Origin of the sequence: Streptococcus sp. 1171_SSPC (assembly GCF_001069335.1) — a bacterium.
Classification (GTDB): domain Bacteria; phylum Bacillota; class Bacilli; order Lactobacillales; family Streptococcaceae; genus Streptococcus; species Streptococcus xiaochunlingii.
Genome location: NZ_JWAK01000024.1, coordinates 45,280 through 57,036, shown reverse-complemented (window position 1 = coordinate 57,036; position 11,757 = coordinate 45,280). Strand labels below are relative to the sequence as shown.

At 41.9% G+C, this 11,757-nt stretch carries 15 protein-coding genes; 5 read left to right on the top strand and 10 right to left on the bottom strand.

What is annotated here, in order from left to right:
- Positions 1-63: 63 nt before the first annotated feature.
- Entirely contained in the window at positions 64-276 is a 213-nt protein-coding gene (locus ADF75_RS04770; protein ID WP_006597402.1) for a YdbC family protein, read from the bottom strand.
- Positions 277-366: 90 nt separating this feature from the next.
- Between ADF75_RS04770 and ADF75_RS04765 the strand changes: the two genes are divergently transcribed.
- On the top strand, positions 367-696 hold the full coding sequence (locus ADF75_RS04765) for a hypothetical protein (protein WP_040803002.1): 330 nt from the start codon (positions 367-369) through the stop codon (positions 694-696).
- 41 nt (positions 697-737) lie between these two features.
- Here the strand turns inward: ADF75_RS04765 and ADF75_RS04760 are convergent, their stop codons facing one another.
- Complete coding sequence (locus ADF75_RS04760) at positions 738-2,024, bottom strand: peptidase U32 family protein (protein ID WP_048789336.1); 1,287 nt, start codon at positions 2,022-2,024, stop codon at positions 738-740.
- A gap of 162 nt (positions 2,025-2,186) precedes the next feature.
- Complete coding sequence (locus tag ADF75_RS04755; protein WP_048789335.1) at positions 2,187-3,116, bottom strand: peptidase U32 family protein; 930 nt, start codon at positions 3,114-3,116, stop codon at positions 2,187-2,189.
- 131 nt (positions 3,117-3,247) lie between these two features.
- On the opposite strand from ADF75_RS04755, the gene ADF75_RS04750 reads away from it, so the two are divergent.
- Positions 3,248-3,544 carry a DUF3270 family protein gene (locus tag ADF75_RS04750; protein WP_048689491.1) on the top strand — a complete coding sequence of 99 codons (297 nt, stop codon included), beginning with the start codon at positions 3,248-3,250 and terminating at the stop codon, positions 3,542-3,544.
- A 375-nt stretch (positions 3,545-3,919) separates the two neighbouring features.
- On the opposite strand, the gene ADF75_RS04745 is transcribed toward ADF75_RS04750, so the two are convergent.
- From ADF75_RS04745 to ADF75_RS04715, 7 genes are all read right to left on the bottom strand, one after another.
- Entirely contained in the window at positions 3,920-4,390 is a 471-nt protein-coding gene (locus ADF75_RS04745; RefSeq protein ID WP_048789334.1) for a YtxH domain-containing protein, read from the bottom strand.
- Positions 4,391-4,405: 15 nt separating this feature from the next.
- Complete coding sequence (locus tag ADF75_RS04740) at positions 4,406-4,789, bottom strand: DUF948 domain-containing protein (RefSeq protein WP_006595909.1); 384 nt, start codon at positions 4,787-4,789, stop codon at positions 4,406-4,408.
- A gap of 11 nt (positions 4,790-4,800) precedes the next feature.
- Positions 4,801-5,583 carry a prolipoprotein diacylglyceryl transferase gene (gene lgt, locus ADF75_RS04735; protein WP_048717396.1) on the bottom strand — a complete coding sequence of 261 codons (783 nt, stop codon included), beginning with the start codon at positions 5,581-5,583 and terminating at the stop codon, positions 4,801-4,803.
- On the bottom strand, positions 5,580-6,512 hold the full coding sequence (gene hprK / locus ADF75_RS04730; protein WP_048689500.1) for an HPr(Ser) kinase/phosphatase: 933 nt from the start codon (positions 6,510-6,512) through the stop codon (positions 5,580-5,582). The genes lgt and hprK overlap by 4 nt, the downstream gene beginning before the upstream one ends.
- 243 nt (positions 6,513-6,755) lie before the next feature.
- The gene (locus ADF75_RS04725) at positions 6,756-7,031 is read right to left on the bottom strand and encodes a PspC domain-containing protein (RefSeq protein ID WP_048689503.1); all 276 of its coding nucleotides are present in this window, start codon (positions 7,029-7,031) and stop codon (positions 6,756-6,758) included.
- Positions 7,032-7,091: 60 nt separating this feature from the next.
- Complete coding sequence (locus ADF75_RS04720) at positions 7,092-7,544, bottom strand: SprT family protein (RefSeq protein ID WP_048689506.1); 453 nt, start codon at positions 7,542-7,544, stop codon at positions 7,092-7,094.
- Positions 7,531-9,657 (bottom strand): Tex family protein, encoded by a 2,127-nt coding sequence (locus tag ADF75_RS04715; RefSeq protein WP_048789333.1) that lies wholly within the window; start codon positions 9,655-9,657, stop codon positions 7,531-7,533. Before ADF75_RS04715 ends, ADF75_RS04720 begins: the two co-directional genes overlap by 14 nt.
- 119 nt (positions 9,658-9,776) lie before the next feature.
- Here ADF75_RS04715 and ADF75_RS10655 point away from each other — a divergent pair, with 119 nt between their 5' ends.
- The 3 genes from ADF75_RS10655 to ADF75_RS04705 are packed head-to-tail and all read left to right on the top strand — an operon-like array spanning position 9,777 to position 11,637.
- Positions 9,777-9,923: an SPJ_0845 family protein gene (locus ADF75_RS10655; protein ID WP_185761534.1), complete on the top strand. Its 147-nt coding sequence runs from the start codon at positions 9,777-9,779 to the stop codon at positions 9,921-9,923.
- Entirely contained in the window at positions 9,920-10,825 is a 906-nt protein-coding gene (locus tag ADF75_RS04710; protein WP_023023898.1) for a permease, read from the top strand. The genes ADF75_RS10655 and ADF75_RS04710 overlap by 4 nt, the downstream gene beginning before the upstream one ends.
- Complete coding sequence (locus ADF75_RS04705; protein WP_048789332.1) at positions 10,822-11,637, top strand: TIGR03943 family putative permease subunit; 816 nt, start codon at positions 10,822-10,824, stop codon at positions 11,635-11,637. Before ADF75_RS04710 ends, ADF75_RS04705 begins: the two co-directional genes overlap by 4 nt.
- Positions 11,638-11,757: the final 120 nt, after the last annotated feature.

Sequence of the window (11,757 nt, the reverse complement as noted above, 5' to 3'; positions counted from 1 at the left end):
ACGACGAAATCGAATTCTAACGAATTACCGATTTCTGTCCCACTCTCTTTCTTACTCATCCTATTACTGTTTAAATGCATCTAGCAAAACTTGGAATTCTTCGTTGGTCAAAGTGATCCCCTTGCCCATCTTCGTATGGTCAGGGCTCCAAGTTCGGATATCATACTTGGCAGGTGCTCCATTAAAGCTAACCCGGTTTAACTCCTTGGTCCATCCTTTTTCATTTTCAGATAAGACCAAGAGTTGTTCTTCAATTTCAAAACTAAAATCTGCCATTTAATACTCCTTTCAATGTCTTTCACCTTAATAATTCGTAAAAAATTTTACAAAATGAATGAAATTTTCTATAATATATTGTATCAACTTATGGAGAATTATGCTATGAAAAGATTTCTTGAGCTTCTCAAGGACCGAGCCAATGAATTTTTCAACGATAAAACCTCTCAACCAGCTCCTTTAGAGGATGGTAAAACGATTCAGATTATTGAACTGGCCCTTCGAAAAAAACAAGGAGTCCATGTCATCTTCCAAAATAAGAGTTTTACAGGCGATATCGTGAAATATGATCAGGAACGAAAACAACTCATTGTCAAGAATTTTAAAAAGAGTATGTCAACCATCATTCGAATTTCTGACATTCAAAAGATTAGTCTCGTTCCACATACGATTCGAATCGCACAACAAAAAACACCGTAAACTTCCAAGCTTGGGAAGCATGCGGTGTTTTTTTTTACGTTTTAGGCACGAACCGTTTGGCTGGTTCCATCTTCTTTATAGAGGTTGATCAAGCCTTCTTTGAGTGCACGGATCATATCACCTGGTTCAACTGGTGTTGGCATATGAATAGTCAATAACTCCATTGGATTTGGAGCCCGATCAATTTTATTACCCTTGGCATCATGCAAATCTTCAATGACTGTTTCAAAATGACGGAACCCAGGTCCGTAAAATTCTACTTGGTCTCCTTCATTGATGACATTCCGTTGTCGAATGGTCGCAATTTGCTTGTCCGCATCATAGGCTACCACTTCTCCGACAAACTTGTACTCTGGAATCTTCCGACGAGCCCCAAACAGTTGCTCGTTTTCAGATGGTGTTCCGTAATAGAATCCTGTAGCCAACTCACGTTGGGCTACCTTCCACATTTCATCTACTAGATCTTGCTTAATCGCTTCAAACTTCTCAGGACTTTCCAAATAAGCATCAACAGCTGCCTTGTAGCAGTTCGTTACGGTAGAGACATAGTGAATGGACTTCATCCGACCTTCAATCTTGAGGCTGTCCACTCCATTTTCAATCATATCAGGGATATGGTCAATCATCGACATGTCCACAGCTGACATCGAGAATTCTTCAGGGATTTCCCCTTTGAGACTCTTACGTTCTTGGCCAAATGGCATATCGTAGAGATCGTACTTCCAACGACAAGATTGGGAACATCCTCCACGGTTGGCATCACGCATACTCATATGATTGGACAAGGTACAACGGCCAGAGTAGGAGATACACATTGCTCCGTGAACAAAGGCTTCAATTTCAACATCCGTCCGCTTACGAATTTCCGCTAGTTCTTCCATCGAAACTTCGCGAGCCAAAACGACCCGTGTCAAGCCCAAGTCTTTCCAAAACTCTAGAGTTTCATAGTTGGTGGCACTAGCTTGGGTAGAGAGGTGAATTTCCAAGCCAGGAGCTTCTGTCGCTGCGATCGTAATCAAGGCAGGGTCTGAAACAATGACTGCTGCGATTCCAATATCCCGTAAGCGACGGAACCATTCACCAGCTCCAACTTCATTTCCTTCATGCATGACCATATTGGCCGCAACATAGACCTTGGCACCATATTTGGCCGCAAATTGGACTCCTTCTTCCATTTGCTCGAAAGTGAAGTTCCCTGCACGGCTACGAAGACCATAGGCCTGACCACCAATGAAGACGGCATCCGCACCATAGCGCACAGCAACCTTTAGTTTTTCAAGTGTTCCCGCAGGTGATAGAACCTCAGGACGTTTCAATTGTTTTGTCATCATATCTCCTAGTATATTACAAGTATATTAGTTAGATTATCAATCTTGTCTATTTTATAGCAAATCCAGTCGAAAGGCAATGGTTTGGGAATTGTTTTGACAATTCTCATTCTTTACCATCACCAAAAAGGAAGGCCCGCACTCTTGGCAGGCTTTTCTCCTTTATTTAACCATGTCTGGATCGTAATCATAAAATCCAGTGTCAAGGAAACGATTCTTAGGATGCAATTGGTGAATCTGCTCATCCAATAAGAAGGCTTGATCAGATGTGAAAGTCCCAGCTTCTAGAAGCTCACGTGCTTTCACAAAACACTTGGCAATTTCCACAAAGTTTTGACCAGGTGTATAAATCCCCTCTAACTTCCAGTGAGTAAAACCATGCTCGACTAACTCAGAGAGTTTGGTCATCAAATCCAGGTCATTATTGGCAAAAATATGAGTTCCATGCTTGTCCTCAAAGATAGAATAGTGGCTTTCTGGATCTCCTGGTTCTGCCAAAAAGAGATCACGCTCTCTCGTCTTTTCATCATCGATATGAGTAAAATTATAATAATTTTGTAGAAGAGGACGTTTAGAATGGTGAATCACACTAGCCCCATAAACCAATACTTCAGCAGGAATCTCTAAAACTTCTGGCATCTTGAAAAGCTCTGCAGATGGGATTTCTCGAGCAAGAACAGCTTCAGAAACACCAGCCTTCTGTCCCCAAAAATTGATCTGACGGCTACTTGTCACCATGGTAGAAGCATCATAAATGGTTTTAAAGTTATAGCCATCCCGCTTCAATACATAAAAGACGCCTGCATCTCCCACCGTGATATAATCGACGTTAATCGAAGCAAGGAAATCTAAAAATGGTTTGATACGATCCATCATGTCTTGGTGCATCAAGGCATTGACAGCCACTGTCATTTCCTTACCTGCGGCATGGACCAGTCCAGAAATTCGACTTAATTCGTCATACGAGAAAGTATGAGGAAGTCGTAATCCAAATTCCTTTTCTCCGACATAAATACGGTCCACACCTACTTCCAGAAGGGCTTGAACCTGTTCAATACTTTCAGCTGTAGCTGTAATAATTATCTTTTTCATGAAAACTATTATACCAAAAAAGTCATTTTGCTCTCTAAATTTCTTAATTTTGTAAAAATTGTAACAGTTTTGTAACATTTCTATGCATGAAAACGTGTTAAAATAATAGAGTACTGTTAGGAGAGAGAAATATGCCCGCAAGAAAACTTAGAGTTGTTGAAGAATACGACTATGTCGAAGTCCCTCTTCAACAAGAGAATACAACAACTAATTATGATTTTAACCTTGATACTGAACCAGCTCCGCAATTAAGTGAGCTACTATTTTTCCTTAATATTGCTGTGTTTTGTGTCTTAACTGTTTTATTTAGTTTCGTCTTTTTATCAATGAAGATGAATACCTTCTTTGCTTTTGCCTCAGCAATTGCTTGTAGTTTGGGAAGTATCCAAGCTTTCCGCATTTTCCAGTTAAAACGGAAACAGGACTAAGATTACATTTTTAGCCTCCTTCGGGAGGCTTTTTGGCATTTCCCATCCTCGTTTTTCATTGTATAAGAGAAATCCCTCACCAATGGTGAGAGATTTTTGAATGTGGACTAACCATTGTGTCACATAAAACAGCTAGACGATTTTCAAAAAATGACTTTTACTTTTTTAGCCATTTGAGAAGATTAATAACTTTCCGCTGTGAGAAAAGTGCCTGAAACTAAGTTGTTTCAGGCACTCGGGAGTTTTGAGACCTTAGGCTCAAAACTAAGTCATGGAACTTCTTCGAAGTTCGCTGACGTCCGTACTCACCTAAGGAAAGTTTTTCAGAAGACTTTATCTTCAATCTGAATCCCTCACCATTGGTGAGGGATTATTTTATTCTTCTTCTACAGCTGTTTCTTTGATCTCTTCTTCCACTTCTGGAAGAGCTGTTTCTTCTTCTAATTCAAGGACAATCTCTTCACTTTCTTTTTCCTGTTTAGGCTGGAAAGGACTTGCTTGATTGCCGGTCTTTTGCTGGATTTTTTCCTTAATCGTTTGGATAGCATCTTGTGAAAATTCTACCACATCCTGCGTCTTATCTTTCACTGTCTCGATAACAGTGTCTTTGTTGATCTCGCCACTTTCAACTTTTTCTTTGGTTTGCTGAATAGCGTCTGACGCTTGCTTGGATAACTCCATTGCAGATTGTTTCACAGAATCATGAACTTCTTGTGGATTCTCTTGGTATTCTTTTACAAAACCTTTGACTTTCCCAGTCAACTCTTTCCCTTTTTCTGTTGTTAGGAAGTAGGCAACAGATGCGCCAGTGATCGTTCCAATTAACAATGATGATAAACGTCCCATAAGGTACCTCTTTTCTTATTTAAATAATTTCATAGCCATGCGAGCTGCTTTTAATCCGACAGATGTTTTAACGGTCTTTCCACCAACTACGACAGCTTTTTTGCTAATCTGACGCGCTTGATCATTCAGATCTGATACAGATACAGACAAATCTGCCACTGCAGTGAAGAGTGGATCAATGGTTGCAACTTTTTGATTCAAATCTTCTGTCAAAACATTCACTTTTGCTAACAACTCATTGGTTTGGTGTAAGGTTACATTCACATCTGATGTCAAGGTCTTAATCGTTACCTGAGTCTCATCTACAACTTTTCCAATCTTTGAAAACAAGATAATCAAGTAGATGACCAAAACTACTAAAGCTAACCCTAAAAGCCCATAGGCAATTTCAATAAACATTTCTTTTCTCCTTAATCTATTTCCGTTCTATAAAATGGTGCATTCTTTTTTCGTTGATAGATCATGATGCTGATTCCAAGTAGGATGAGGATGAGGGAAAGCCATTGTGAAACTCGAATTCCCAAAAACATCAAGCTATCTGTCCGCATTCCTTCAATAATCATTCGACCAAAGCCATACCAGATCAGATAGAAAGCAGTAATTTCGCCCTTTCTCAAAAGTTTCGGACGACGACGCAAGTAGAGAATCAGCACAAAACCAAGCAAGTTCCAACAAGATTCATATAAGAAGGTCGGTTGGCGGTAATGTCCATCAATAAACATCTGATTCCGAATGAAAGAAGGTAAATAATCTAAATTCTTAACAATGGCTCCGTAGGCTTCTTGGTTAACAAAATTACCCCAACGGCCAATACTTTGAGCTATCATGACACTCGGTGCAGCGATATCTAAAAAATCAACCGGATCAATCAAACGACTGCGTGAAAATAGGTAGAGGACTAGAGCCCCTGCCAGGAGTCCACCATAGATAGCGATCCCACCGTTCCATACGGCAAAAATCTCTCCTGGGTGTTCCCTGTAATAAGACCATTGAAAGATAACATAGTAAAGACGGGCCCCTATGATCGCTACTGGAAAAGCAATCAGAATGAAATCAATAATATCGTCTGACTCTATCCCTTTACGAGGGGCTTCTTTCATGGACAGGATAACCGCCAAAAGGAGACCGAGGACGATACAAATCGCATACCAGCGAATGCTAAAGGGACCAAGTTGAATGGCTACTGGATTCATACTTTCACCTCATTCTGATCAATCAACTGGGTCAATCGATCTTCAAAAGTTTTAGTAGCATCATATCCCATTTCTTTGGCGCGGTAGTTCATCGCGGCTGCTTCAATGACAACGGAAATATTGCGACCTGTCTTAACAGGGATGCGAATTCTTGGAATAGTCACTCCACAGAACTCAATTTCTTCTGCATTATTGCCAAGACGATCGTAGGTTTGTTCCTTAGTGTAGTTTTCCAAGTAGACAGCGATTTGAACCTGTGAAGAATCCTTCACAGCACTGGCACCATAGAGACTCATAACATCAATGATCCCTACTCCCCGAATCTCTAGCAGATGGCGTAGAATTTCAGCAGGCTCACCCCACAAGGTCATCTCATCACGGGCGAAGACATCTACCCGGTCGTCTGCTACCAAACGATGGCCTCGTTTGACTAGCTCTAACCCAGTCTCACTCTTCCCGATTCCGCTATCTCCTTGGATCAGAACCCCCATACCATAGATATCCATCAAGACACCATGGACACTGGTTCTTTCCGCAAGGAGAGAATCTAGGTAGCTTGATAGTTCACCAGACAATCGACTAGTGGGAACGCGACTGCTGAGAATAGCGATTTGCTTTTCCTCAGCGGCGAGAAGCATTTCTTCGGGAACCTCTAGATCCCGCGCGATGATGAGTACCGGTGTTTCCGGCTGGAACATCTTTCTCAAAACTTGGTGACGATTGTGGGAGGTCATTTTGATGAGGTAAGACCACTCTTTCATCCCAACCAATTGAATTCGTTCTGGAGTATAGTAATCAAAATATCCTGTCATTTCAAGTCCAGGACGTGAAATATCTGCCGTTGTGATTTCTTTTTCAAATAGGCTTTCATTGCCGTACACAACCTTCAAACGAAGCTTATCAATTAAATCTCGGACTGTTATTGCCATAGGCTTCTCCCTTTTTGTTTTCTCTTACTATTATAGCAAATTATCCCAGGTAAGACTTGCTCAAGCATCTTTTTTTGGTATCGAAACTGATGCTATTATTCTCACACTTATTCCAGTACTCTTTGATGTTTCTCTTTATCCTTGTTATCCCATTTTTCCATCGTCCTCTTTTTTAGTTAAAAAAACAAAGATGGAGAAAGGCCAAGCCCTTCTCCACATTCTTATTCGATTCATGAAAATTCTTTAAAAGAATGGATCATCGTCTTTGATTACTTGTGCATCCTTCCGTTTACGAGGTCCGAGGCCATACTTTTCTCTTTCAAGGTCTTCTTTATACGGCAAGGAGAAGGCACACAGGCAATAAATAGCCAAGCCTACAAGCCCATAAGCATGAAAGATACTAAAGAGCACAAAGAGAAAACGCAATAGGTTTGCATCGAGCCCAAATCGATCCGCTAGTCCAGCAAATACTCCGAAAACGATTCTGCCTCGACGTAATTTATAAAAAGTTGGATTCAAGGGCCTACCTCCTATTATTTTAGAACAGTATATCCCGAAATCAAGTCACTGTCATCCGACTCAAGGCCGATTTCCTGGATCAATTGTCCCTTGATACTTAAGTAGTCCTCGACACCGCCCACAGCGGTACTTTTGCAAATCAATCTGCCGCTTTCTCCTGAATTCTTGCCCACAGCTCGTACAAATATAAATCTTATAGTTTCCCTTATCAACTGAAGGGGCATACCGCAAGCCGTCTACCTTTTTGAGCAAGGCCTTGAAATCTTGATCCTGATGGCGATAGCCCTTTTTCATATAGTAGAGATGGTAGTGACACAACTCATGGCGGACAATCTTTCGAAAAATTTCCCAGCCAAATCTTTCTAGGATTCTGGGATTGAAATCCAGATGGCCATCTTTTGGAAAAAAACGACCGCCAGTCGAACGCAAGCGAGGATTCCAGATGGCTTGGTGAAGAAATGGGCGACCAAAATCTTCCAGCGACACTTCTTGAACGTATTTAGTCAGATTCATGTGGTGCCAAGAGGGAAAGATTTACCTTTTCCCGTTCTAAATCAATCTTGTAGACCCAAACGGTCACTAGATCACCAACTGAAACAACTTGACTTGGATGCTTGATAAATTGCTGACTCATCTGTGAAATGTGGATCAAACCATCTTCATGAATCCCAATATCGACAAAGGCTCCAAAGTCAACAACATTGCGGACAACTCCTTCTAGTTTTTGACCAATCTTCAAGTCTTTCAAATCAAGAACATCCTGACGAAGGACAGGAGCATCAAAAGAATCACGTAAATCGCGACCTGGTTTGAGAAGATCTGCGACAATATCTTTCAAGGTTTCAGGGCCAATTTCAAGTTCCTGGGCCATAGAAACCGTGTCAATTTGTTTCAATTTAGCTTGGGCCTCTTCATCCATTTCCCGAATCCCTAGTAAGGTAAAGAGCTTCTTCACTGCAGGGTAACTTTCTGGATGGACCCCTGTCCGATCGAGGAAATTCTCACTTTCTGGAATCCGTAAGAAACCAGCTGCTTGTTCAAAAGCCTTGGCTCCCAGACGAGGAACCTTTTTAATCTGTGCCCGAGAAGTGATCAACCCTTCTTCTTCCCTGTACTTCACGATGTTCTCAGAAATGGTTTTATTGAGACCAGCCACGTGGGACAAGAGGGCTGGACTAGCAGTGTTAATATTAACTCCGACTTGGTTTACCACGGTATCAACTACAAAATCAAGGCTTTCAGATAATTTCTTCTGGCTGACATCATGCTGGTACTGGCCGACTCCGATAGATTTTGGATCAATCTTAACCAACTCAGCCAGTGGATCCTGCAAACGACGGGCAATGGAGATGGCTGAACGCTTTTCAACTGTCAGTTCTGGAAACTCATGGCGAGCCAATTCACTAGCTGAATAGACAGATGCCCCGCTCTCGTTCACAATGACATAGCTGACATTTGGAACTTCCTTGAGAACTTCCGCAACAAAGGCTTCGCTCTCTCGACTAGCCGTCCCGTTCCCGATCGCAATGATTTCCACGCCGTATTGACGAATCAGCCGTTTCAGTTCTTCTTTGGCTGCTTCAATTTGTGCTGGTTTAGCCGGCGCAACAGGGTAAATCACCTGGGTGGTCAACATCTTTCCTGTCTGATCGACAACAGCTAATTTAGCTCCTGTCCGAAAAGCTGGGTCAAATCCCAAAACCACGCGCCCCTTGAGGGGAGCAATCAGCAAGAGGTGTCGAAGATTTTCAGAGAAAAGCTGAATGGCTCCATCTTCTGCCACTTCTGTCAGTTCTGTCCGAATTCGACGCTCCATAGCTGGTAGCATTTTCTTTTTCAGGGCTTGGTTAATGACTTCTTCAATATAGCTATTCTTCGATTTAAATCGGGCTTCAAAGTGACGAATCAAACGGTCTACAGGATGCTCAAATCCAACTTTTAATACCCCTAATTTCTCTCCACGGTTTAAGGCCAGGGTTCGGTAGCCCTGCATGTTTGCAATCTTCTCAGAAAAATCATAATAGATTTGGAAGACTTGCTTCTCGTCTTTGCTTTCATCCTTGAGACTAGAGGTGATCAAGGAGTGTTTGCGAATCTCCTGGTAGGTAAGGTTGCGCAATTGTGGATCTTCTGCAATGGCTTCGACCAAGATATCGATAGCACCAGAGATTGCATCCTTTACAGTTGGAAATCCTTCAGATAGGAATTCTTCTGCTACTGTTTCCAAGTTCTTTTGATCTTGCAGAATCATCCGAGCAAGTGGGAAAAGTCCTGCCTCACGCGCAATGGTTGCCTTGGTCCGGCGTTTTTCCTTATAGGGAAGATACAATTCTTCCACATCCGCCAATTTTTCAGCTTGCTCAATCGCTTCTTTTAAGGCTGGAGTCAGTTTCCCAAGCTCTTCAATCTTAGCGAGAATAGTTTCTTTCCGATCGGCTAAGGCTGTTAAAGACTTGTCCATGTCGATAATAGCTTTGATGGCTACTTCATCTAAATTACCCGTAGCATCTTTCCGATACCGAGCGATAAAGGGGATGGTGGATCCCTCTGCTGTTAAGGTCAAAACAGTATCAATTTGTTTGAGACTGACACCCAATTCTTGGGCTATTTTTTCATATTTTTCCATAGCTTCTATTATACCATAGAAGGCCTTCTATACTGCTTTTTCATCTTACTTTTGGACTTGATTTTCCCCTCTTTTTTGAGAATTTGATATAATGAGAAAAAAAGAAAAGGAGACCTATCATGGCGATTAAATTTTCAAAAACAGACGATTTAGACAAACTCTTTGAGGAATTTGCTGTCTTCCCAGATCCCCCTCAAGTCACTTTACCAGATGACAAGAAGAATGAAACTGCAGGGGAAAACGTGCAGAAGGATTCTAACAAATGAGTTTCTTCCAACAGTTGCCAACCAGTGTCCTTCAGGCTGGAGCGATTTTTCTTTCGATTATGATTGAAGCCCTTCCCTTTGTTTTAATTGGAAGTATCATTTCAGGGGCGATTGATGTCTACATCACCCCTGAAAAAGTCTACCGAGCCCTTCCCAAAAATAAATGGGGGAGAATTCTATTTGGGACCTTGATTGGCTTTATTTTCCCTTCCTGTGAGTGTGGTATCGTCCCCATCATCAATCGCTTTTTAGAGAAGAAGGTGCCTAGCTATACAGCTGTGCCCTTTCTAGTGACAGCCCCGGTTATTAACCCCATTGTCCTCTTTGCCACTTATTCTGCCTTTGGCAATTCTATTCAAATGGCTCTCTTACGAGCGATCGGCTCTATCCTGGTAGCGACTGTTCTGGGGATTTTCCTAGGATTTTTCCAAACAGCTTCTATTCAACGGGCCAACCGCAAGGAAGTCCATCTTCATGACTTTTCAAAACTATCTGCCGGCCAACGCTTCTTCCAAGTATTTGTGCAGGCCATTGACGAGTTTTTCGATACTGGACGCTATCTGGTCTTCGGTTGTTTATTTGCCAGTGTGGTTCAGGTTTATGTGCCAACTCGCGTGCTTACTTCTATTTCAGCGACGCCACTCCTAGCCATTCTCCTCCTTATGCTTCTCTCCTTCCTCCTCTCCTTGTGTAGTGAGGCGGACGCCTTTATCGGATCCTCCCTTCTCTCGAGTTTTGGCTTAGCTCCCGTTTTAGCCTTTCTGGTTATCGGACCTATGTTAGACGTCAAGAACCTCTTGATGATGAAGAATTATCTGACCAATCGCTTTATTGTCCAATTCATTAGCATCGTCAGTCTCGTTGTCTTGGTTTATGCTTGGTTTGTGGGGGTGGTTCTATGATTCGATTTCTCATTTTAGCAGGCTATTTCGAAATTACTATGTATTTGCAGCTTTCTGGTAAGCTCAACCAATACATTAATATGCATTATTCCTATTTAGCCTATATCTCTATGATTCTTTCCTTCCTCTTGGCTGTCGTCCAGCTCTATATTTGGATGAAGAATCTGCCCGTTCATAGTCACCTTGCCAGTAAAAAAGCCAAAGTCATGAGTATTCTTCTGCTCCTGATTCCCTTGATTGTAGGGATCGGCTTCCCGACTGTGACCTTGGATTCCCAAACGGTTTCAGCCAAGGGCTATCATTTTCCCATCGCGGCTGGCTCTTCCAAAGATATTCAAAATGATGAGGGGACAACCAACCAATACCTCAAGCCAGATACTAGCAGTTATTTTACCAAATCTGCTTATGAATCCGAGATGAGGGCTGCATCCAAGAAGTACCTCAAGCAAGATCATATCCAGATCACGACAGAAAACTATATGGAAGTCATGGAAGTGATCTACGACTATCCAGATGAATTTGCTGGAAAAACCTTTACCTTAACCGGCTTCATTTATACGGATCCCCAGGATCCGGGCAGTCAGTTCCTTTTCCGTTTTGGAATTATCCACTGTATCGCCGACTCAGGAGTCTATGGTTTGTTAACCAAAGGAGCCTCCCAAACCTATGACGATAATACCTGGGTCCAGGCTACTGGAACTCTCAAGATCCAATACCATAAACAACTTGGCCAAACCCTTCCTATCCTAGAAATAAAAGAAGCCCACTCAGTAGAAAAACCTACGAATCCTTATGTCTATCGGGTCTTTTAAAGGCTGTTAAACATCTCTCGGTTGTGACCTTTCGGTCCAACCTTTTTTTATAGCGTCATACATTTAACCTGCAAAATGAAAGTCCGAATACTTTTACTTTCAAAGGGAAATTATCTGAAT

Coding starts and splice junctions, on each gene's coding strand:
- ADF75_RS04770 (WP_006597402.1), bottom strand. CDS start 276: ATGGCAGATTTTAGTTTTGAAATTGAAGAACAACTCTTGGTCTTATCT.
- ADF75_RS04765 (WP_040803002.1), top strand. CDS start 367: ATGGAGAATTATGCTATGAAAAGATTTCTTGAGCTTCTCAAGGACCGA.
- lgt (WP_048717396.1), bottom strand. CDS start 5,583: ATGAATCCAGTAGCCATTCAACTTGGTCCCTTTAGCATTCGCTGGTAT.
- ADF75_RS04720 (WP_048689506.1), bottom strand. CDS start 7,544: ATGAATCTGACTAAATACGTTCAAGAAGTGTCGCTGGAAGATTTTGGT.
- ADF75_RS04760 (WP_048789336.1), bottom strand. CDS start 2,024: ATGACAAAACAATTGAAACGTCCTGAGGTTCTATCACCTGCGGGAACA.
- ADF75_RS04715 (WP_048789333.1), bottom strand. CDS start 9,657: ATGGAAAAATATGAAAAAATAGCCCAAGAATTGGGTGTCAGTCTCAAA.
- ADF75_RS04755 (WP_048789335.1), bottom strand. CDS start 3,116: ATGAAAAAGATAATTATTACAGCTACAGCTGAAAGTATTGAACAGGTT.
- ADF75_RS10655 (WP_185761534.1), top strand. CDS start 9,777: ATGGCGATTAAATTTTCAAAAACAGACGATTTAGACAAACTCTTTGAG.
- ADF75_RS04710 (WP_023023898.1), top strand. CDS start 9,920: ATGAGTTTCTTCCAACAGTTGCCAACCAGTGTCCTTCAGGCTGGAGCG.
- ADF75_RS04740 (WP_006595909.1), bottom strand. CDS start 4,789: ATGTTTATTGAAATTGCCTATGGGCTTTTAGGGTTAGCTTTAGTAGTT.
- ADF75_RS04745 (WP_048789334.1), bottom strand. CDS start 4,390: ATGGGACGTTTATCATCATTGTTAATTGGAACGATCACTGGCGCATCT.
- hprK (WP_048689500.1), bottom strand. CDS start 6,512: ATGGCAATAACAGTCCGAGATTTAATTGATAAGCTTCGTTTGAAGGTT.
- ADF75_RS04705 (WP_048789332.1), top strand. CDS start 10,822: ATGATTCGATTTCTCATTTTAGCAGGCTATTTCGAAATTACTATGTAT.
- ADF75_RS04750 (WP_048689491.1), top strand. CDS start 3,248: ATGCCCGCAAGAAAACTTAGAGTTGTTGAAGAATACGACTATGTCGAA.